Raw genomic sequence first — 19889 nt, forward strand, 5'->3', positions numbered from 1 at the left:
CGCGGACGGAATCGCATTACCGCTGGTACGCGCGCGGCGTGCGATCAGCCGCCACGCCCTGCGAGCCACGCTCGCACGACCGTCTTCGGAGCACAGGCACACCACCCGTCCTCGATGACCTCCGCCAGCTCGTCCCGGGTGACCTCGTGGAGCCGGGAGGCGCGGATCAGGACGGCGTTGTAGCCGTCGAAGTGCGGTGTGGTGAAGAACGGCCCGTCCGCCTGGACCAGCGCGAGCTTGTCGGATTCGTCGGGCGTACGGATCAGGATCACGTCGTCGAGGCGAACGCCGTCGGCATCGACCGCGTCGGGCCGGGGCGACCGATTGCCGCAGAAGACCTTCTTGCTCACCTGCCAGGCCGGGCGACCACCCCACGCCGCGACCTCGACGACCCGGGGCAGGGCGAGCGCGATCGCGGCCACGTCCTCGATCCGCGCCGGCCTCGTCATGACGGCGATGCTACGCCGCGAGTGCGGTCGTTCTCCTCCGGAAGCGGCGACGAAACGACCGCGGTTCCAGCGACCGATCGCGCGGCGACAAGGGCGATGACGAACAACCCGAGAGCCCACCATCCCGCCGACGAGCCGAGGCCCTCCTTCGCCATGAGCAGCACCGCCACCCCGGCGCCGCACACGAGACCGCCGGCGAGGGCGCCCCGTGCGCCGCGGGCCGTCACCCGTGCGTCCCACCAGGGCAGGCGCCGGTGCTCGAGCGGCGAGAGCAGGACGAACAGCGCGAACATCACCGCCGCGAAGACCGCGGCGCGCAGTGCCATGAGCCCCCAGAACCCCGACTGGGCCGGGTCGACCGCGTCGATCCCCGCCGCGTGCAGCGCGAAGGCCGCGACGGCGATAGCGGGGATGTGCCAGAGGTAGAGCGTCATCGCGCCGCCGTTGCCCACCGCCACCGGGTACCAGACCCGCGGGCTCCGGGCCCAGCGGCCGATGGCCGGAGCCACCGCGACGAACAGCAGGCTCACCCACACGCAGTGCAGGCCGAGCAGGAACGTGGGCGGCGTGGTGTTCGAGAAGGTCTCGGCGCCGGTCACGACGAGCGGCACGTCGTAGGGGCCGACGACGACCGCCGCCACCGCCCCGGCGAAGGCGAGCGCCGCGACGCCGAGCGCGAACCACACCGGGATCATCCGCCGCGCGTAGGCGACCCCGACGACGACGGGGATCAGCCACACGATCAGGAAGTTCGGGAAGCCCCACTCGATGGCGCCGGTGGCGAGCCGCGCACCGTCGGCCACCGCGGACACGGCGAGCAGCGCGACCACGATCCCGGCGAGCCCCGCAGCGCGGAAGCGCATCAGGGCGGGCACGAAGGCCAGGACCAGCAGGTACACGCCGATGAACCAGAGCAGCGCGACGGATTCGCCGCCGAGGCGCGCGGCGCTCGACTCCCCCAGCAGCATCCGCGTCGCGCCCAGCGCGAGCGTCCAGAAGGCGAGGTACCAGAACACGGGCCGGGCCAGCCGCTGCGCCCGGGCGAGGAGCCACCCGCCCCACGGCGTTCCCGGCTTCAGCCCGTAGGCCGACGACGCCGCGCCGGCGAGGAAGAAGAGGGGCATGACCTGCAGCACCCAGGTGATCGGCTGCAGCGCGGGTTGCGCGCCGAGAGTGTTGCCCACCCACACGCCCGACGGGGTGATCGTGGCGAGCAGGAGCACGCAGTGGCCGAACATGACGACGAGGAGGCTCGCGAGGCGGGCGACGTCGATCGCGCGGTCGCGGCCGTCCGGGGTGCCGTCCAGGACGGCGGCGCGGGCGGGCAGGAATCTCATGGTCACCATGCTTCCGGCGCGGGCGCCGTCAGGGATGAGTAGTCCTACTCGGAACCGGTAGGGCTCTCTCCCCGATTCTGTACGCGCGAACTCGCGTACAGGCAGATCGACGCGGCGGTGGCGAGATTGAGCGACTCGGCGCGGCCGCGGATCGGGATGGCGACGCGGTGGTCCGCGAGGGCCTGGAGCTCCCTCGGCAGCCCGTGCGCCTCGTTGCCGAACAGCCAGGCGGTGGGCCCGGCGAGCAGGTCGTCGGCGTCGTCGAGGGAGACCTCGCCGTCGGCGGCGGTGGCGAGCACAGTCAGGCCCGAGCCCTTGAGCTGCGTGATCGCCGCGGCGGCATCGCGCTCCTGCACGACCGGCAGGTGGAAGACGGATCCGGCGGAGGCGCGCACGACCTTGCCGTTCATGGGGTCGACGGCGTCGCCGGCGAGGAGCACGGCATCGGCGCCGACCGCGTCGGCCACGCGGATGACGGTGCCGGCGTTGCCGGGCTCCGCGACGTCGACGGGGACGGCGACCAGCCGCGCACCGTCGGGTACGCGGGCCTCGGGCAGGGGCCGGCAGACCGCCACGATCCCGGGCGGGGTGACGGTGTCCGACAGCCCCCGCATGGCGCGCTCGGTCACGTACGCCTCGCCGCCCGTGAGCAGCTCCGGGTACCGCGCGGCGCCCTCCTCGGTGACGAAGAGCTCTTCGACGAGGCCCGCGGCGCGCGCGGAGGTGACGGCGTTGGATCCCTCGGCGAGGAACCGCCCGGCCTTACGGCGGCCGGCGGCGCGAAGGAGCTTGGAAGCGGCAACGACCCGCGGGGTCCGCTCCGTGAAGAGCTGGTCCGCGGGTCGTTGCGAGTGCTGCGTCAAGTTACGCGACGGGCGCGTTCACGTCGGCCGGGAGCGCCTTGCGGGCGATCTCGACGAGCGCGGTGAAGGCGGCCGGGTCCGAGACGGCGATCTCGGCGAGGTTCTTCCGGTCGACCTCGACGCCGGCCAGGTTCAGGCCCTGGATCAGGCGGTTGTAGGTCAGGTCGTTGGCCCGCGCGGCGGCGTTGATACGCGTGATCCACAGCTTGCGGAAGTCGCCCTTGCGCGCACGACGGTCGCGGTACGCGTAGGTGAGCGAGTGGAGCTGCTGCTCCTTGGCCTTGCGGTAGAGGCGCGACCGCTGACCGCGGTAGCCCTTCGAGGCCTCGAGGATGGAACGACGCTTCTTCTGAGCGTTCACTGCGCGCTTGACGCGTGCCATAGGTCTTCGTCCTTACGTGATGAAAAGTTCTAGCGGGTACCGGGAGCGGCTTACTTGCCGAGCAGCTTCTTGACGCGACGCACGTCGGCGGGCGCGACCTCGGCCACACCGTCGAGGCGGCGGGTCACGCGCGAGCTCTTGTGCTCGAGCAGGTGGCGGCGGCCGGCCTTCTGGCGCAGGACCTTGCCGCTCCCCGAGAGCTTGAAGCGCTTCGAGGTACCGCTGTGGGACTTGTTCTTCGGCATGTTCGTCTCTCTATCGTTGTGTTCAGGCCGGTGGCGAGGAACTCGCTACTCGGCCGGAGCCTCGGGCGCGGCGGGCCGCGCCACCGGGGCTTCCTTGTCCTGCTGCGCCTTGGCGCGGGTCTTCGCGCCCTTGTGCGGGGCGAGAACCATGGTCATGTTGCGGCCGTCCTGCTTCGCGGACGTCTCGACGAAGCCGTACTCGGCGACGTCGGCGCCCAGGCGCTGCAGCAGACGGAAGCCCAGTTCCGGACGCGACTGCTCGCGGCCGCGGAACATGATCGTGACCTTGACCTTGGAGCCCTGCTCCAGGAATCGGACGACGTGACCCTTCTTGGTCTCGTAGTCGTGGTCGTCGATCTTCGGGCGGAGCTTCTGCTCCTTGATCACGGTCAGCTGCTGGTTCTTCCGCGACTCGCGCAGCTTCTGCGCGGCCTCGTACTTGAACTTGCCGTAATCCATGATCTTGCACACGGGCGGGCGGGCGTTCGGCGCCACCTCGACCAGGTCGAGATCCGCCTCGTACGCCAGCTTGAGCGCATCCTCAACTCGCACGATCCCGACCTGCTCGCCGCCGGGGCCGACGAGTCGGACCTCGGGAACGCGGATCTGACCGTTGGTGCGTGTCTCAGTGCTGATGGGGCCTCCTTGGATAGGTGCTCGTGTCTCAGTGCGAGCGGTCTTCACTCGTAGACCGCCGCGCAGCCGACGAGGCCCACCAAGTCCCACACAGCGAAAAGGCCCCGACCAGGCAGTTCGCCTGACGGGGCCCACACCGACCGATTCGGGCCCCCGACGGCGTACGCCGACGATCGACCCCTCCTTGAACAAGGAGACCGCCACGAAGATTCCCTGACGGAAACCCGCGGCGGCGACCGGACCAGCCGACCGGAGGTCGACGTGGTGGGAGTGGACTCCACTTGCTGCCCCGGGCAGAGCCGGAGCGGTCGCACATGACAGTGTAGCAGTCGTGAGTGAGAATCCGAATTCGTCCCCCGAGCCCGACACCCTGGAACGCCTGGTCGCGGACTCGCCGTCGATCGAGGTCATCTCCAGCGCGTGGATGCTGTTGATGAGTGCCGCGGCGGAGAAGCTCGGCCTCACGGGCGCGGACGGCGACGAGGCGACGGCGTTCGACCCCCGCGAGAGCCCGCACTTCGACCTCGACGAGGCCCGGCGCCTCATCACCGCACTGGCGGGCCTGACCACCGCTTCCGTGGAGTACCTGGGCCCGCACGCCGGCCCGTACCGCGACGGACTGAAGTCCCTTCAGCTCGCCTTTCGCGAATACAGCAGTTACCCCGACGAACCGGGCCACGGTCCGGGAGAGAAGTACACGGGACCGGTGTACAGCTAACCCTCAGGGTTATCCCCCAAAAACACCCTGACCTGTGTAAATAGGTCTAGTGTTCCAGGTCACACCAGGCGTACCGTCACGGCATGACAAGGATGAGAACGCTTGCGGCCGGCGTACTGGTCGCTGCTGGAGTACTGGCACCCCTGGGAACGGTGACCGCCACGTCGGCGGCCGCCGCTCCGACCCCCGCGGTCTCGCACCCCGGGCACGGATGGTGCGAACCCGGACGCTGGGTGGGCGGCTACTGGACCCAGGGCCGCTGGCACCCGGGCTGGTGGGAACGCGGCTACTGGCGACCCGGCTGGGTCGACCGTTGGGGCTGGCACCCCGGCTACTGGGTACAGCCGCGCTGGCACAACGGCTGGTACGAGCAGGGCCGCTGGGTTCCCGGTCGGTGGGAGCCCGGTCGCTGCTACCCGCACCGCTGAGCCCACCCTCGGACAACCCCATACGGCCGAACGAACGGACCCTCAGTCGCATCCCCGCGGCTGAGGGTCCGTTCGGCTCCGCAGGACGGCAGGGGTGCGCCGCCCGAGCTGTCCTGAGCTCCCCCGAGAGCAGTCTCTGCGGTCACCGCCGCCGCGGTACGCCGAATGCGGCGATGATCGCGCCGATTCCAGCAGCGACTACGCACGTCCACCAGGCGTAACGGAAGTTGATCGTCGGGTCGCTGCTCGCGTCAAGACCGGTGAGGGCTGCGATGACCAGGCTGACACCGATGACGGCCCCGACCTGGCGTGCCATGTTGACGATCGCCGATCCGGTGGTGCTGCGTTCGGGGGGCAGGTCGGCGGTGGCACCGGCCAGGAGCTCCGGCAGTGCGAGGCCGGTTCCGGCGCCGATGATCGCTAGGCCCGGAAGAAGGTCTGCTGCGTAGGCGCCATGGACGCTGAGCGAAACAATGAGCAGGACGCAGCCCAACGCGAACGCGACGCAGCCGGCGATGACGATCGCTGCTGGGGAGATCCGTGTGGCCAACCGTGATGCGATGACTGCGAAGAGGGGGACCATGAGCGGTCCCGGGGCGACCGCGAGGCCGGTGTGGATCGGCGTGTAGTTCCAGATCGTCTGTGCCCAGAGGACTCCGGTGAGGAGGGCTCCGGCGAATGCGGATCCGAACCCGATCACGGCGAGGGTGTTCCATCGGAAGGTCGGGACCGCCAGCATGCCGGGTTCGAACAGCGGCCGCTCGCTCCGGGCGATGTGCCGGGCGGTGAGGGCGCCACCTGTCGCGGCCACCGCGAATACCGTGATCGTCGTAAAGCTGGTCCATCCCCAGGTGTTGCCTCGGACGAGTGCGAACGCGAGAGCACCGATCGCGACCGTCAGCCATACCGCGCCCACGGGATGCGGTGTGCGGGCGTCGTTCGGGTCTTTGCCATCAGGGATTGCGAGAACGGCGAGGACGAGCACGATAGCGCCGACCGGGATGTTGATGAGGAACACCCATCGCCACGAGGATGCGACCAGAAATCCGCCGACGACCGGCCCGGCGGCGGCAGCGATCCCGCCCGCGGCGGCCCAGATGCGCACTGCTTTCGCACGTTCCTCACCGTCGAAGATCTGAACGATCAAACCCAGGCTCGTGGGGGTGAGCGCGGCGGCGCCGACCGCCTGCACGACGCGGGCTGCGATGAGGAAGCCCAGCGACGGCGCAACAGCGCACGCTGCGCTGGCAAGGGTGAATATCGCCAATCCCACGATGAATCCGACTTTGCGACTTCGCTGATCGGCCCAACGTCCGAGCGGGACCAGGAGCGCGGCATAGATGATCGTGTAAGCGTTGAGAACCCACGACAGCTCATCCAGGGAACTATCGGGGAAGCTCTGCTCGATGTCGTGGAAGGCGACATTGACGATGAACAGGTCCAGTGCGGCGAGGAACGCCGCGGCAGACAGCAGGGTCAGGGCGAGTCCTCGCCGTGGCGCCACACGGGCGGCGGACGCCGCCGGAGTCGGATCCGGGATCACGGGTTCATCTCCTCGACGAGGGACACAGGGAAGCGATGGCGCGCCACCCGCTACGCGAGCGGCTTCTTCGAGACGTGCATGGTGATGGTCGCGGTGACGAACACGGTGCCGTCGGCGTCCAAGATGTCGACGGGAACGGTGAGCGTCGCGGGCTCATCCGTGAACGTCGGCAGCGGATCCATACGGGCGACCGCGGTCACTGCTGTGGTGGCCTTCGCGAGGTATTCGACGGTCATCCCGACGGGGATCCATCGGTGCGTCCCGGGAATCGTGGCATCGGTCATCATGCCGCCGGCGAGCTCAGCCATGTTGCAGGACGCGATGGCGTGGAAGGTACCCAGGTGGTTGTGCACGCTGCGGCGGTTCGGGGCTGTGACGCGGCATAGACCCGGGCGCAGCTCGACGACGTGTGGGTGCACACTACGGAAGTAGGGGGCCTTGAGGCAGACGGCCTGACTGAATACCCTGCTGCCGAACGGGATCCGTTGGAGCGTATTCCAGATCCTCAGGTTGGCGCTGACGTCAGCGGCGTTGATGGTGGGACTCATCGTGATCGCGCTCCTTCGTTGCGTCGGTACGAGCCGGTATCGCACTAGGTCAGTTCGGCGACCACAGCGGAGTACATCGTGTTCTTGATCGCGCCCAGGGTCGCGGGGTTCTTCCCCGTGAGCGGTGCCAAGCGGTCCGTGGCCGTGCCGACGACCTCCGCGTCGGGCGCGGTGGCGTCAGCGATACCGGCCGCCAGTGCCTCGGCGCCGCCGTAACGATGCCCGGTCGTCATCGAGGTCACCGCGGCCCGAGGCTCGAGCTTGGACTGGATGAGCGCCGCCATGCCCGGGGTGAACGGGATGTTGATATCGACTTCCGGGAAGCAGAAGTAGCCGCGGTCGTCGCGCATGATGCGGTAGTCGTGAGCGATTGCCAGCATCGCTCCCGCGCCGAAGGTGTGGCCGTTGATGGCAGCCGCGGTGGGGAGGGGGAAAGTGAGGATGCGCGCGAAGAGCGCGTGGACGCGAGCAACGTAGGCCTCGGCCTGATCACCATTGGCGACGAGCCAGTCGAGGTCGAGGCCGTTGGAATAGAACTTGCCGGTGCCCGTGGTGACGAGAGCCTTGGCGTTCCGTTCGATGTTGTCGAGTTCGGCGTTGATCGAATCGAGCCACGTCGGCGAGAAGCGGTTCTCGTCGGCGCCCAAGTTGACGATGGCGATGTCGTTGCGGGTTTCGACGGTGATGCTCACGGTTGTCTCATTTCAGTACGGGTTGTGACTGCGGGGCGGGCGTTGCCGCTCCGGCTATGCGGCCGAAGGGCGCAGGATCAGGCAGGTGGTCGTGGCGTGCGCGATGAGGCGATCGTTGTCGTCGACGACGCGCCCCTCGGCGGTTGCTGTACCCCGGCCGGTGTGCACCACGTGCCCCTGCGCCGTCAGTCGCCGGCCGTCGGTCGATGCCGAACGGATGTAGTTGACCTTCAGTTCGAGCGTCGTGTACCCGACGCCGGGCGGGAGAGTGCTGTGCACGGCGCAGCTCATCGCGGAATCGAGCATCGTCGCGGCGATCCCACCGTGAACGGTGCCCAGCGGGTTCGCGAAGTCCGCACGAGTCGACAGCGCGAAGGTCACCGACCCCTCGTCGACGGCGACGATATCCATCCCGAGCAGCCCGCCGATGGAGGGAACATCGCTCGGCCGGCCCGTACGGATCCACTCCAGCAACTCGTAACCCGACATCTCGCCAGGATCTTTCGTTGTCACAATCGCACCTCTCAGATACTGGTCTTCACCGCGGATCGACCGCCGCCACACACGGATACCGTTGGCGCGGTGAGGATTCCTCGGCGAGACATGTACTCGAACCGTTACAGAGCGAGTGATCTGAAACTAACAGAGCGTTTGCTCCGAAACAATCACCCTCCGCGATCGTGACCGAGATAACAGAGCGACACCTCTGTTACTGTTCGGGCATGGCACGCCCCCGCGTTCACGACCCCGAACAGTTGATGGATGCCGCGCAGAAGCTCGCCGCCGAGGAAGGGGCAGCCGCCGTGACCGTGCGCGCATTGTCTGAACTCACAGGGGTTTCCAACGGAGCGATCTATCACTCCTTCGGCTCGCGAAGCGGCCTCATGGCACAGATCTGGTTGCGGGCGGCAACCAGATTCCTGCAACAGCAGCGGCATGACGTCGACGAGATTCTGCACCGCGGAGGCGACGACAGCGCCGCCGACGCTGTCGTCGCGGCAGCCGACGCGCCCGCGGCGTTCCTTCTCGCCGCACCCGCGGCGGGCAGGTTCCTGCTGTCCGTGAGCAGGAGGGACCTCGTCGGATCAGGCGACATCACCGACGACCTCTCGGCCGCGCTCCAGAATCTCGACAGGCTGCTCGTCGAACTCTTCATCGACCTCGCAACCGCCTTGTGGCATCGCCACGACCGCTACGCCGTCGACGTCGTACGGGACTGCGTGGTCGAACTCCCGACGGCACTACTACTCCGAGGACAGCGCGAGCCAACGGACGAACTCCGACGCAGGTTGGAGGCCGCCGTGCGGGGCGTACTGACGATCGAGCCCGCATCAGCCGCCGACCGCTGACACGAACCCTCGACAACTTCCGAGCAGCCCTCGCAGCGCGCCGCTCCGCACGGGCTGAACCCGTCGACGGCGATCTCCACCTGCGGCAGGGCGTGATCAGCGGCGTGTGCGATCCGGGAATGTGAGTTGGAGCCTGCGGCGCGGCGCTGGAGGCGACCATGGGCGGCCAAGCCCCGCCCGTCGTCGGCGCTCGCGGACCGGTTCAGCCGGTTCGACGCGGCGGAGGGCGCGACGCACCCAGCACCCTCAGGCGATGCGCCGGCTCAGCCGAACGGGACTGCGTCGATAACAGGCCTCAGTCGAGAGAACACGAGGACCGCGTCTCTCCGATCAGGAGGCATCCGCTGCGATCGCCAGGACTTCCGCCAGCGCCTTGATGCGGTCGGGACGGAAACCCGACCAGTGGTCGGCACCGTCGACCACGACGACCGGCGCCTGGAGGTAGCCGAGCGCCAGGACGTACTCCCGCGCCTCCTCGTCGAGGCTGATGTCGACCGAGGTGTACTCGACGCCCGCCTTGTCGAGCGCACGGTAGGTCGCCGTGCACTGCACGCACGCGGGCCTGGTGTAGACGATCACGTCGCTGCTCATGCTCTCAACACTACATCTAGTGTCACACGCGTGCAATTTACACAAGATGCTGTGGATAGCACTCCACAGGCGTCCCCAGGCGATCCACCGTCCGTCCACAGGCGCATCCCCAGGGCTGCGCCCCCTCCTACGTGGACAGAACCTCCTTGAGGAAGGTCCCTGTGTAGGAACCGGGCACCGCGGCGACGTCCTCGGGCGTGCCCTGCGCGACGACCGTGCCTCCCCCGCTGCCACCCTCGGGCCCCATGTCGACGATCCAGTCGGCGGTCTTGATCACGTCCAGATTGTGTTCGATGACGAGCACCGAGTTGCCCTTGTCGACGAGCCCGTCGATCACCTGCAGGAGCTTCGCGATGTCCTCGAAGTGCAGGCCGGTGGTCGGCTCGTCGAGGATGTAGACGGTGCGACCGTTGGACCGCTTCTGCAGCTCCGCCGCGAGCTTCACCCGCTGCGCCTCGCCGCCCGACAGCGTGGTGGCCGGCTGCCCCAGCCGCACGTAGCCGAGGCCCACCTCGACCAGCGTCTTGAGGTAGCGGTGGATCGACGTGACGGCCTCGAAGAAATCCGCGGCCTCCTCGATCGGCATGTCGAGCACCTCGGCGATGTTCTTGCCCTTGTAGTGCACCTCCAGGGTCTCGCGGTTGTACCGCGCGCCGTGGCACACCTCGCACGGGACGTAGACGTCCGGCAGGAAGTTCATCTCGATCTTGATGGTGCCGTCGCCCGAGCACGCCTCGCACCGGCCGCCCTTGACGTTGAACGAGAAGCGCCCGGGCTGGTAGCCGCGGACCTTCGCCTCGGTGGTGGCCGCGAACAGCGTGCGGATCTTGTCGAACACGCCCGTGTAGGTGGCCGGGTTGGAGCGCGGCGTGCGGCCGATCGGCGACTGGTCGACCTGCACGAGCTTGTCGAGGCCGTCCAGTCCCGTCACGCGGCTGTGCCGCCCCGGGACCTGGCGCGCCCCGTTGAGCTTGTTCGCGAGCACCGTCGCCAGGATGTCGTTGACCAGCGTCGACTTGCCCGAGCCCGAGACGCCGGTGACCGCCGTCAGCACGCCCAGGGGGAACGCGACGTCGATGTTCTGCAGGTTGTGCTCGCGCGCGCCGACGACCTTGAGCTGGCGCTTCTTGTCGATCGGCCGCCGCACGGCCGGCACCGGCAGCGCGCGCCGCCCCGACAGGTAGGCGCCGGTCAGCGAGTCCTTGTTCTTGAGCAGCGCCTTGTAGGTGCCGCTGTGTACGACCTTGCCGCCGTGTTCTCCGGCGTAGGGGCCGATGTCGACGACCCAGTCGGCGGTGCGGATCGTGTCCTCGTCGTGCTCGACGACGATGAGCGTGTTGCCCAGGTCACGCAGCCGCACGAGGGTGTCGATGAGGCGACGGTTGTCTCGCTGGTGCAGGCCGATCGACGGCTCGTCGAGCACGTAGAGCACGCCCGCGAGGCCGGAGCCGATCTGCGTGGCGAGCCGGATGCGCTGCGCCTCGCCGCCCGACAGCGAGCCCGCGGCGCGCGAGAGCGAGAGGTACTCCAGACCCACGTCCAGCAGGAACGCGATGCGGGCCTGCACCTCCTTGAGCACGCGCCCGGCGATCGCGGCCTCGCGCGCGCCCAGCTTGAGGTCGGAGAGGTAGTCGGAGCACTCCCCCACGGACATCGCCGCGACGTCCGCGATCGACTTCTCGCCGAACCGCGGATGGTCGAGGGTCACGGCGAGGATCTCGGGCCGTAGCCGCGCGCCGGAACATGCCGGGCACGGCACGTCGCGCATGTAGCCCTCGTACCGCTCCTTCATCTGCTCCGACTCCGTGGACTCGAGGCGGCGGTGCAGGAAGGGCATGACGCCCTCGAACTCGGCGTAGTACGAGCGGGTGCGGCCGTACCGGTTGCGGTACTTCACGTGCACCTGGTGCTCGGAACCCTCGATGACGGCCTTGCGGGCCTTCGCCGGCAGGTCCTTCCACGGGGTGTCCAGGTCGAAGCCCATCGCATCGCCCAGGCCGGAGAGCAGGCGCAGGAAGTACTCCGCGCTCTGCCCCGACGACCAGGGGGCGATGGCACCGTCGGCCAGCGAGAGCAGCGGGTCGGGCACGACGAGCTCCGGGTCGACCTCCTTGCGGACGCCGAGGCCGTCGCACTCCGGGCACGCGCCGTACGGCGAGTTGAACGAGAAGGAGCGCGGCTCGAGGTCGTCGACGGCGATGGGGTGGCCGTTGGGGCAGGCCATCTTCTCGGAGAAGCGCCGCTCCCGCTCGGGATCGTTCTCCTCCCGGTCCACGAAATCGAGGACGACGATGCCGTCCGCCAGCCGCAGGGCCGTCTCGATGGAGTCGGTGAGACGCTGCTTGGCCGTCGCCTTCACGGCCAGGCGGTCGATCACCACCTCGATGTCGTGCTTCTCCTGCTTCTTCAGCTTCGGCGGCTCCGCCAGCTGGTACACCACCCCGTCGATCCGGGCGCGGGAGTAGCCCTGCGTCTGCAGCTGGTTGAACAGGTCCACGAACTCGCCCTTGCGGGTGCGCACGACGGGCGCGAGCACCTGGAAGCGGGTGCCCGGCTCCATGGCGAGCACCTGGTCGACGATCTGCTGCGGCGTCTGCCGCGCGATCACCGAGCCGCACTCGGGACAGTGCGGCGTGCCGGCCCGTGCGTAGAGCAGACGCAGGTAGTCGTACACCTCGGTGATCGTGCCGACGGTCGACCGCGGGTTGCGGTTGGTCGACTTCTGGTCGATCGACACCGCGGGCGAGAGCCCCTCGATGAAGTCGACATCGGGCTTGTCCATCTGCCCGAGGAACTGGCGCGCGTACGCCGACAGCGATTCGACGTACCGCCGCTGCCCCTCCGCGAAGATCGTGTCGAAGGCGAGGCTGGACTTGCCGGAGCCCGAGAGCCCCGTGAACACGATGAGGCTGTCGCGCGGGAGATCCACATCGATACCCCGCAGGTTGTGCTCGCGCGCGCCGCGCACGATCAAACGATCGACCACCGTGATCCCCTCATCCGCCTCGTTGCAGGCCCACAGCGCGGGCCCTCGTCAATGCTAGGCAACCGCACCGACAAGTTTTCGCCGCGCGGTAGCGTCGGGGCCGTGACCACCACGATCAGCCAGCTCTCCGTCGGCCCCATGGACAACAACGTCTACCTGGTCAGCGATTCCGCGGGGCGCACGCTCCTCATCGACGCGGCCAACGATGCGGACGAGGTCCTCGCCGCCGCCCGCGAGATCGGCGGCGTCGAACTCATCGTCACCACGCACCGCCATCCCGACCACTGGCAGGCCCTCGCGCAGGTCCGCGCGGGTCTCGACGTCCCCGCGGCGGCCGGTGTCAACGACGCCGAGGGCATCGACGTCCCCACCGATCGCACCCTCTCCGACGGCGAGGTGCTCACCGTGGGCGATCTCACCTTCGACCTCATCGAGCTGGTCGGCCACACCCCGGGTTCCATCGCGCTCGCGCTGCGCCCCGAGTTCGACGGTGCGCCCGTGCATCTGTTCACCGGCGACTGCCTGTTCCCGGGCGGTGTGGGCAAGACGTGGCAGCCCGGCGACTTCGATCGCCTCTACGCCGACGTGACCACCAAGCTCTTCGACCGGTTCGACGACGACACCGTCGTACATCCCGGCCACGGCAAGGGCACCACGATCGGCGCCGAGCGCCCCCACCTCGCGGAGTGGCGCGAGCGCGGCTGGTGACCGATCAGGGGTAGCCGCCCTCCGGCGGCACCATCTCGCCACGCACTCCCAACAGTCGTACGGGGCGATCGTCGTCGAGGGCCCGGTACAGGGCCTCGGCGGTGTCGGCGATGTTCGCCGGATCGAACGTCGGCTCGGGCAGCTTGCGTACGCGGTTGACGGTGAAGAAGGGCGTGAACCTGACCTTCACGTGCACGCGCATGCACGGGCGGCCCTCGGCCCGCAGGTCCGCCACGACCGCGCCCGCGAGCTCCTCCAGCGCGCCGCGGACCTGTTCGGGTGTCGTGAGGTCCTCCTGGAAGGTCCGCTCGTGCCCGTGGGCGCGGGCGACCCACGGCGTCTCGTCCACCCGGTCGGGGCCCGCGCCGCGCCCCAGTCCCAGCAGGTAGGGGCCGGTGCGCGGCCCGAACTCCGCGGCCAGGGCGGTCGCGTCGGCGGCGGCCAGGTCCGCGACCGTGCTGATGCCCAGGGCCGCCAGCCGCTGAGACAGTCGCGAGCCGATCCCCCACAGGTCGCGGGTGGGCCTGCCGCCCATGACTGCGAGCCAGTTCTCGCGCGTGAGTCGGAACGTTCCCCGGGGCTTCCCCAAGTCGGTGGCGTTCTTCGCACGCACGGTGGTGTCGCCGATCCCGATCGAGCAGTGCAGACCGGTCGCGCCGAGCACCGCGTGCTGGATGGCGGCGGCCGCCGCAGCCGGGTCCTCGGTGTCCAGGCCGACGAAGGCCTCGTCCCACCCCAACACCTGCACGGCCGCGTCCGGGAACGCCCGTAGCGTGCCCATCACCTCGGCGGACACCCGTTCGTAGGCGGGGAAGTCCACGGGGAGGAAGACGGCGTCGGGACACCGCTTGGCCGCCGTGCGCAGCGGCATGCCGGACCTGATGCCGAACGCGCGGGCCTCGTACGACGCCGTCGACACCACGGCCCGCTCGGTCGGGTCGCCGCGCCCGCCCACGACCACGGGGAGCCCCACCAGCTCCGGGCGACGCTGCATCTCGATCGCGGCCAGGAACTGGTCCATGTCGACGTGCAACACCCACCGTGTCATGCCTCCAGTGTGCAGCGCGGCCCGGTCGATCCGCGCCCCGCGGGAAAGCGGCGCACTCCTCTCCGCTCACGGAGCGGGCGCTGGGCAGGTGAGCCCCGGCCGGTAGACCGCGTACCGCCGGCCCTCGGGGTCGAAGGCGAACCCGAGGTGGTTCTTGTAGAACGTGAAGTGCGCGGTGAAGCCGCGGTACACGTTCATCAGTGTGTCCCCACCCACGTCGTACTCCGAGTACGTCCCGAGCGGCGCGGCGTGCACCGTCGCCCCGGACGCGTCCGCGAGTGCCGCGGCGTACGACGCCCGGTTGGCACGGCAGAACGCGTGCGTGAGGAACATGAACGCGATCGACACCGTCGAGCTGCGCGGCGGGAACGGCGTGAACCCGGGCACCCCGGTCAGGAGCTGATTGAGCAGGGCCACGTCCTCGTCCACCACCGCATCCAGCCTGAGCACCACGTCGCCCCCGAGGCTCGTGCCGGAGTAGCCCTTGGCCTGTTCCACGGCCCACAGCGTGTGGTGCACCACCTTCGGGAAGGCGCATCCCCACAGCCACGAGACGCCGTCCGAGGCGAACGCCTTGCGGAACAGATCGAGCTGCGTCGCATCGGTCGTCGGCGGCTGGAAGTCCAGCCGGGGCCGGGCGTCCTTGTCGTCGGGGTCCCGCATCGTGCCCGTCAGCGGCACCGTCATCGTCGACGGTGCGCCGAACGGGTTCGGGATGGTCAGCTCGAAGCTGCGGTCGTCGTCGCTGTCGACCAGGATCGGCCCGCCCATCCAGCCGTGGCTGAAGATGCTCAGCTCGGTCAGCGTCCCAGGGGCCGCGGCCCCGATGTCCTGCACCCGCCGGTAGACCTCGAGGATGCCCATCACGGTCCACTGCCCGGGCTTGAACCGGGTGTGCCCGCCGACGGTCGTGTAGCTCGCGCGGGTCACCGGGGTGAAGGGCGTCGTGCTCGTGACGGACTCGGTGCGCTTGCCGCCGGAGAAGGTGATCTCCCGGACCTCGACCTCACCCGCGCGGACGTCCATCGTCACGAATCGCAGGTCGGCCCGGGCGGTGTTGCGGCGCTCGAGGAACCGGCGGCGGTTGTTCGCCAGCTCCCGGAAGTCGACGCCCTTGAACTCGTAGTCGACTCCCGCGACCAACAGGACCTGTTTCATCTCGGAGTCCCCGCCCGCTCAGTCGTCCGGCTGCCAGTCGTCGCCGACCTTCGTCCACGAGGGCAGGTCGTCGCCCGGACGGAGCTTGGTGAGCGTGGTCGGGAGGTGCACGAGCCACGGTTCCCCCTGGGGCACCTCATTGCCGGGCGCACCGGTGGCCTCCTGGATCTCCTTGATGATCGGGACGTACAGCGGGTCGGTGACGTCGGGCGCCGGTCCGCCGCTCCAGATCTCGCCGGTCTCCAGGTAGTGGAGCACCGCCGCCTCGAATCCGGGGCGCACGGGGAACACGACACGCGCGGCGCCGGCCCGGAGGAAGTCCGCGAAGAGCGGATCGACGTCATCGAGCAGCATCCGGCGCGACCAGCCGGGCTTCCATCCCCAGAAGTAGGGGTAGAAGAAGTAGACCAGGTGCTCCCACTCGAAGGCCTGCTCGAAGAACCGCACGTACGGCATCTGCGCGGCGGCGCGGGCCAGGTGCGGCTGGGGGTAACCCTCGCCGGAGAGGGACAGCGCACCGAACGAATCGAAGTGCTGCGCGGTGATCATGGTCAGGCACTGCTTCCGCAACTCGGTGGTCGTGATCCGCTGGTTCCAGACGGGGTTACGGCCGGAGATCACCACACCGGCCGAGGCCGCGGCCTCGGCGAGCGCCGACTCGTAGGCCTGCACCTTCGCCAGGTAGCCCTGCGTGATCGCCGCGTGCGCCTTGAGCTGCCACACCTTGTACGCGCGCGGCGTCCGTTCGCAGAAGATCTCGACGGTGGCGGCGAGGTTCCGCATGCCGTGGCCGAAGTAGGCGACCGACACCGAGCCGACCTCGCCCGCCATGTCCACGTAGCCGACGCCATTGATGGCGTCGACCCAGTTGCTGCCGATCATGACGTGCCACGCGGCGGAGTTCGGGTAGTACCAGAAGCCGCACTGGAAGAGCGCGTACTTGGCCACGTAGCCGTCGTCGATGGCCAGGTCCTGGGATTTACTGCTCTCGTAGGGCGACTGATTGACGACGGCGTCGAACGCCTTCGACACGGTGCGCACCGGCGGGGGCGGCGCCTCCAGTCCGGTCACGTCGTAGTGGTGCGCCCACACCGTGTAGTTGGCCTCGGTGATCTGGTCCGCGGTCAGCGTGAAAGGGACGGGCTTGGTGAGTTTCTCGCCCTCCGCGGTGTTCGCGTTCTGCGCCGTGATGAAGGCGGTTCCCGGCTCCGGCACCGTCACGTCGAACAGCAGCCGCTTCCCGTAGTTGTAGACCTGCGCCTGCATCACCTTGTCGACCCACTGGTAGACACCGCTGACGTTGCCCCCGCCACCGGTGTTGTCGAAGCCGTGGCTGTACTTCTCCTCGAACTCGTTGATCGTCGTGGTGGACCGTCGTTCGAGGACCCGCTCGATCACCTTGCTCACCGAGCGGGAGACGACGTCCTTGCTGAACTCGGAGGCCTGCTTCGCCGATTCCTCGCTCGAGCTCTTCGTGCTGAAGTCCGCGTTGGCCTTGACCTCGACGAACGGGCCGTACTTCGCGTCGACGGAGACGCCCGCCTTGAACTCCGTGTCCTGCTTGAGGGTCTGACTCGTCTCCCGTTTGAGGGAGAACCGGTCCGTCGACTGGACGTCGCGCTCGTCCTCGCGGGTGGTCTCGGATTCGGTGAGGATCGTCGTCTCGGTGCGGTCGAGGCGGCGGGTCTCCCGGCTCAGTCGCTCCGTCTTGAGGACGTTCTCGATGTGTCCGACCTCGCCGGCCTCGTACCGCAGGACGTGCTGCCGGACGAGGAGCAGGTCCCCGATGCCGACGGGGCGGATGGTGCCGTGCCCGGTGGGCATCGGCGTGGCGGGTGACCCCACGTAGTCGGAGGCCGCCGCGGTACCGAGGAAGGACGAGCCGATGGCGACGATCGCGTCGGACGTGACGTCGAGGCGAACGTCGGCGGCGGTGAGCAACTCGGTGCGCGCCTCATGCAGCCGGCGCATCACCGACGGCAGCGGGTCCGTGGACAGTTCCAGATCCAGGCTCGCGATCGTCGCGCGCACCGCGGGCGAGATCCGCCCGACCGTCGTCTCCGACAGCTGCCACGGGGACCGCAGTTCCGCGGACCGCGGCGCCGGTCGATTGACCTGGTCCCGCGCGGGTTCCCGGCCCTCCCGAGCTTCGGGCCGTGCAGCCCGCGCCTCGCGGGCGGCCCCGAGGGCGGGGGCTTCCGCGGGCGCGTCGCGCTCGATGAGGAAGTCGCCCGCACGCAGTCGGCCCAGCTCGGTCAGCGCGGCGTCCAGTCGCTCGACCTCCGCGGCCTGCGCCGGGTCCGGATCCTCCTCCGACGGCGCGGTGGGCGCGGCCGGGGCCGCATGTGATCGATCTCCCGGCACCGCCGGTTCGCGCACCTCGGCGTCGCGGTCGCGTTCACCCCACGTCGGCATGGCCAGGGGTCGAAGGGCGACGGGGTCCGCACCGTCGGCGAGGGCGCGGAGGGCGTCGTAGCCGCGGGCCGCGGTGGCGAGGGCCCGCGCGTCGGTGCCCGACGAGTCCGACACCAGCTTCGTCGCCACCAGAACGTCGGCCAAGCGTGCCTCGTCGCGGGCGAACGCGTCGTCGGCCACGATCTCGGCCACGGGCGTTCCCGCGATCGCCTCGACGACGGCACGGACCGCCGCCGCCGGGCGAGGGCCTCCCGCAAGCTCGGCGGCGACGGCGAGCGCGGCGGTCGCGAAGGCCAGGTCGTCGGTCCGCCGCACAGCGTCGGCACGGCGCAGCAGTTGGGTCGCCCGGCGCCGGGCGGCGGCCGCGCCGCGCGTGGTGTCGAGGGACGGCGGCGCGAGGGTCTTGACCTCCGCGGAGTCCGGCCTGTCAGCCGGGCGCAACAGCACGAAACGGAACAGATCGTCCACGATCGACTTCTTTCTCGGAGAGCGGGACTGGTCCGAGAAACGCTACGAGCGACGCCGGGGAACCACACGAGTAGCCGAGTACCCGAATCCCCCACCGCCGTACTCGAATCGGGCGCTCAGCGCGCGAGTAGGACCTCTGTCAACCCCGCACGCAGGTCCGCGACGAACAGGTCGGGCACCTCGAGCGAGGGGAAGTGGCCCCCGCGGTCCGGGCACCGCCACCGGACGATGCGCCGGTACCGCTGCTCCGACCACGGCCGCGGGTACTTCTCGATGTCGCGCGGGTAGATGGTGATCGCCGCAGGAACCTCGACGCGGAGCGCCGGGTCGAGCGAGGCGTGGCTCTCGGCGTAGATGCGCGCAGCGGAGGCGCCCGACCGCGTGAGCCAGTACAGCGTCACGTCGTCCAGCACCCGGTCGCGCGAGATCGTCTCGAACGGGCCGTCCTCGGTGTCGGACCATTCGGCGAACTTGTCGAGGATCCACGCGAGGAGCCCCACCGGGGAATCGACGAGCGCGTACCCGATGGTCTGCGGCCGCGTGGCCTGTTGTTTCGCGTAGCCCGCACGATTCGCCCAGAAGTCCGCGGTCTCCTCGGCCCACGCACGCTCCTCGGGAGTGAGTCCGTCCGTGCTGAGCCCGGGAGGCCCTTCCGCGAAGGTGGTGTGGATACCGAGGACGTGATCCGGGAAGCGACCGGCGAGCACCGTCGTGATGTTCCCGCCCCAATCGCCGCCGTGCGCGAGGAATCGCCCGTAGCCGAGCCGGCCCATCAACTCGACCCACGCCGCGGCGATCTTCTCCGTTCCCCACCCGGTGGCGGACGGTTTGTCGCTGAATCCGAATCCCGGGAGTGACGGGATCACCACGTGGAAGGCCGCAGCGCCGTCGTCGACGGGGTTCGCCAGTTCGTCGACGACGTCGATGAACTCCACCACGCTCCCCGGCCAGCCGTGGGTCATGATCAGGGGCGTCGCGTCCGCGCGGCGCGAACGCCGGTGCAGGAAGTGGATCCCGAGACCGTCGATGGTGGTGCGGAACTGGCCGATCCGACGCAGGCGGTCCTCGAACGACCGCCAGTCGTACCCGGTACGCCAGTAGTGCGCGACGTCGATGAGATCGGCGAGCGGAACGCCCTGGTCCCACCGCCGGCGCCCCGTCGCGCCGCGGACCGTCTCCGCCTCGGGCAACCGTGCCGCGTCCAGCCGGGCGCGGAGGTCGGCGAGCTCGGCGTCGCCTACGCGGGCGTCGAAAGCTGTGATGCCGTCGGAGCGGGACATGACCGACCTCCTGAACCGTTGCCCGGACCCGGCACTTTTCTGAAC

Annotated in this window: 20 protein-coding genes; 4 read left to right on the top strand and 16 right to left on the bottom strand. The window is 69.4% G+C overall.

Translation table 11 applies throughout. The features are described from left to right. Positions 1 to 44: 44 nt before the first annotated feature. The 6 genes from ACNAYW_RS09530 to infC are packed head-to-tail and all read right to left on the bottom strand — an operon-like array spanning position 45 to position 3960. Positions 45 to 449, bottom strand: coding sequence for an MmcQ/YjbR family DNA-binding protein (locus ACNAYW_RS09530; RefSeq protein ID WP_415849465.1), 405 nt, complete (start codon positions 447 to 449; stop codon positions 45 to 47). Then, on the bottom strand, positions 446 to 1795 hold the full coding sequence (locus tag ACNAYW_RS09535) for an acyltransferase family protein (RefSeq protein ID WP_415849466.1): 1350 nt from the start codon (positions 1793 to 1795) through the stop codon (positions 446 to 448). Before ACNAYW_RS09535 ends, ACNAYW_RS09530 begins: the two co-directional genes overlap by 4 nt. Before the next feature lie 35 nt (positions 1796 to 1830). After that, a complete protein-coding gene (locus ACNAYW_RS09540; protein WP_415849467.1) occupies positions 1831 to 2649 on the bottom strand; it encodes a TrmH family RNA methyltransferase in 819 nt (272 codons plus the stop codon). Position 2650: 1 nt separating this feature from the next. Then, on the bottom strand, positions 2651 to 3031 hold the full coding sequence (rplT, locus tag ACNAYW_RS09545; protein WP_146437342.1) for a 50S ribosomal protein L20: 381 nt from the start codon (positions 3029 to 3031) through the stop codon (positions 2651 to 2653). A 50-nt stretch (positions 3032 to 3081) separates the two neighbouring features. Further along, positions 3082 to 3276 (bottom strand): 50S ribosomal protein L35, encoded by a 195-nt coding sequence (gene rpmI, locus ACNAYW_RS09550; RefSeq protein WP_068531598.1) that lies wholly within the window; start codon positions 3274 to 3276, stop codon positions 3082 to 3084. Positions 3277 to 3321: 45 nt separating this feature from the next. Further along, complete coding sequence (gene infC / locus ACNAYW_RS09555) at positions 3322 to 3960, bottom strand: translation initiation factor IF-3 (protein WP_415849468.1); 639 nt, start codon at positions 3958 to 3960, stop codon at positions 3322 to 3324. Positions 3961 to 4243: 283 nt separating this feature from the next. Here infC and ACNAYW_RS09560 point away from each other — a divergent pair, with 283 nt between their 5' ends. Both ACNAYW_RS09560 and ACNAYW_RS09565 read left to right on the top strand, forming a co-directional pair. Continuing rightward, the gene (locus ACNAYW_RS09560) at positions 4244 to 4630 is read left to right on the top strand and encodes a recombinase RecA (RefSeq protein ID WP_415849469.1); all 387 of its coding nucleotides are present in this window, start codon (positions 4244 to 4246) and stop codon (positions 4628 to 4630) included. A gap of 83 nt (positions 4631 to 4713) precedes the next feature. Then, positions 4714 to 5058 (top strand): hypothetical protein, encoded by a 345-nt coding sequence (locus ACNAYW_RS09565; RefSeq protein WP_415849470.1) that lies wholly within the window; start codon positions 4714 to 4716, stop codon positions 5056 to 5058. A 142-nt stretch (positions 5059 to 5200) separates the two neighbouring features. Here ACNAYW_RS09565 and ACNAYW_RS09570 read toward each other — a convergent pair whose 3' ends face one another. Genes ACNAYW_RS09570 through ACNAYW_RS09585 form a run of 4 tightly spaced genes read right to left on the bottom strand, consistent with a single transcriptional unit; the run spans position 5201 to position 8330 of the window. Further along, positions 5201 to 6601, bottom strand: a complete 1401-nt coding sequence (locus tag ACNAYW_RS09570; RefSeq protein WP_415849471.1) for an MFS transporter — start codon at positions 6599 to 6601, stop codon at positions 5201 to 5203. A gap of 50 nt (positions 6602 to 6651) precedes the next feature. Next, positions 6652 to 7149, bottom strand: coding sequence for a hotdog fold domain-containing protein (locus ACNAYW_RS09575; RefSeq protein WP_415849472.1), 498 nt, complete (start codon positions 7147 to 7149; stop codon positions 6652 to 6654). Between the two features lie 44 nt (positions 7150 to 7193). After that, complete coding sequence (locus ACNAYW_RS09580) at positions 7194 to 7841, bottom strand: enoyl-CoA hydratase-related protein (protein ID WP_415849473.1); 648 nt, start codon at positions 7839 to 7841, stop codon at positions 7194 to 7196. Positions 7842 to 7895: 54 nt separating this feature from the next. Further along, positions 7896 to 8330, bottom strand: coding sequence for a PaaI family thioesterase (locus tag ACNAYW_RS09585; RefSeq protein WP_415849573.1), 435 nt, complete (start codon positions 8328 to 8330; stop codon positions 7896 to 7898). A gap of 233 nt (positions 8331 to 8563) precedes the next feature. Here ACNAYW_RS09585 and ACNAYW_RS09590 point away from each other — a divergent pair, with 233 nt between their 5' ends. After that, a complete protein-coding gene (locus ACNAYW_RS09590) occupies positions 8564 to 9190 on the top strand; it encodes a helix-turn-helix domain-containing protein (protein WP_415849474.1) in 627 nt (208 codons plus the stop codon). 330 nt (positions 9191 to 9520) lie between these two features. On the opposite strand, the gene nrdH is transcribed toward ACNAYW_RS09590, so the two are convergent. Together nrdH and uvrA are read right to left on the bottom strand one after the other, a co-directional pair. Further along, positions 9521 to 9781, bottom strand: coding sequence for a glutaredoxin-like protein NrdH (nrdH, locus tag ACNAYW_RS09595; protein WP_415849475.1), 261 nt, complete (start codon positions 9779 to 9781; stop codon positions 9521 to 9523). Between the two features lie 127 nt (positions 9782 to 9908). After that, positions 9909 to 12767: an excinuclease ABC subunit UvrA gene (uvrA, locus tag ACNAYW_RS09600; protein ID WP_415849476.1), complete on the bottom strand. Its 2859-nt coding sequence runs from the start codon at positions 12765 to 12767 to the stop codon at positions 9909 to 9911. 51 nt (positions 12768 to 12818) lie between these two features. Between uvrA and ACNAYW_RS09605 the strand changes: the two genes are divergently transcribed. Further along, entirely contained in the window at positions 12819 to 13475 is a 657-nt protein-coding gene (locus ACNAYW_RS09605; RefSeq protein ID WP_415849477.1) for an MBL fold metallo-hydrolase, read from the top strand. A 4-nt stretch (positions 13476 to 13479) separates the two neighbouring features. Here ACNAYW_RS09605 and ACNAYW_RS09610 read toward each other — a convergent pair whose 3' ends face one another. The 4 genes from ACNAYW_RS09610 to ACNAYW_RS09625 all read right to left on the bottom strand — a co-directional run bounded on the left by ACNAYW_RS09610 (position 13480) and on the right by ACNAYW_RS09625 (position 19844). Beyond that, positions 13480 to 14523, bottom strand: coding sequence for a DNA polymerase IV (locus ACNAYW_RS09610; protein WP_415849478.1), 1044 nt, complete (start codon positions 14521 to 14523; stop codon positions 13480 to 13482). 66 nt (positions 14524 to 14589) lie between these two features. Next, positions 14590 to 15681 (bottom strand): hypothetical protein, encoded by a 1092-nt coding sequence (locus ACNAYW_RS09615; RefSeq protein WP_415849479.1) that lies wholly within the window; start codon positions 15679 to 15681, stop codon positions 14590 to 14592. An 18-nt stretch (positions 15682 to 15699) separates the two neighbouring features. After that, positions 15700 to 18564, bottom strand: a complete 2865-nt coding sequence (locus tag ACNAYW_RS09620) for an ATP-binding protein (protein WP_415849480.1) — start codon at positions 18562 to 18564, stop codon at positions 15700 to 15702. Between the two features lie 116 nt (positions 18565 to 18680). Continuing rightward, positions 18681 to 19844 carry an epoxide hydrolase family protein gene (locus ACNAYW_RS09625; protein WP_415849481.1) on the bottom strand — a complete coding sequence of 388 codons (1164 nt, stop codon included), beginning with the start codon at positions 19842 to 19844 and terminating at the stop codon, positions 18681 to 18683. Positions 19845 to 19889 lie beyond the last annotated feature (45 nt).

This window comes from Tsukamurella ocularis (genome assembly GCF_965138335.1).
GTDB lineage: Bacteria > Actinomycetota > Actinomycetes > Mycobacteriales > Mycobacteriaceae > Tsukamurella > Tsukamurella ocularis_A.

Excerpts from the sequence above, each read along its gene's own strand:
- ACNAYW_RS09530 (WP_415849465.1), bottom strand. The coding sequence starts at position 449 with ATGACGAGGCCGGCGCGGATCGAGGACGTGGCCGCGATCGCGCTCGCC.
- ACNAYW_RS09535 (WP_415849466.1), bottom strand. The coding sequence starts at position 1,795 with ATGGTGACCATGAGATTCCTGCCCGCCCGCGCCGCCGTCCTGGACGGC.
- rplT (WP_146437342.1), bottom strand. The coding sequence starts at position 3,031 with ATGGCACGCGTCAAGCGCGCAGTGAACGCTCAGAAGAAGCGTCGTTCC.
- rpmI (WP_068531598.1), bottom strand. The coding sequence starts at position 3,276 with ATGCCGAAGAACAAGTCCCACAGCGGTACCTCGAAGCGCTTCAAGCTC.
- ACNAYW_RS09565 (WP_415849470.1), top strand. The coding sequence starts at position 4,714 with ATGACAAGGATGAGAACGCTTGCGGCCGGCGTACTGGTCGCTGCTGGA.
- ACNAYW_RS09575 (WP_415849472.1), bottom strand. The coding sequence starts at position 7,149 with ATGAGTCCCACCATCAACGCCGCTGACGTCAGCGCCAACCTGAGGATC.
- ACNAYW_RS09585 (WP_415849573.1), bottom strand. The coding sequence starts at position 8,330 with ATGTCGGGTTACGAGTTGCTGGAGTGGATCCGTACGGGCCGGCCGAGC.
- ACNAYW_RS09590 (WP_415849474.1), top strand. The coding sequence starts at position 8,564 with ATGGCACGCCCCCGCGTTCACGACCCCGAACAGTTGATGGATGCCGCG.
- nrdH (WP_415849475.1), bottom strand. The coding sequence starts at position 9,781 with ATGAGCAGCGACGTGATCGTCTACACCAGGCCCGCGTGCGTGCAGTGC.
- ACNAYW_RS09605 (WP_415849477.1), top strand. The coding sequence starts at position 12,819 with ATGCTAGGCAACCGCACCGACAAGTTTTCGCCGCGCGGTAGCGTCGGG.
- ACNAYW_RS09610 (WP_415849478.1), bottom strand. The coding sequence starts at position 14,523 with ATGACACGGTGGGTGTTGCACGTCGACATGGACCAGTTCCTGGCCGCG.
- ACNAYW_RS09615 (WP_415849479.1), bottom strand. The coding sequence starts at position 15,681 with ATGAAACAGGTCCTGTTGGTCGCGGGAGTCGACTACGAGTTCAAGGGC.
- ACNAYW_RS09625 (WP_415849481.1), bottom strand. The coding sequence starts at position 19,844 with ATGTCCCGCTCCGACGGCATCACAGCTTTCGACGCCCGCGTAGGCGAC.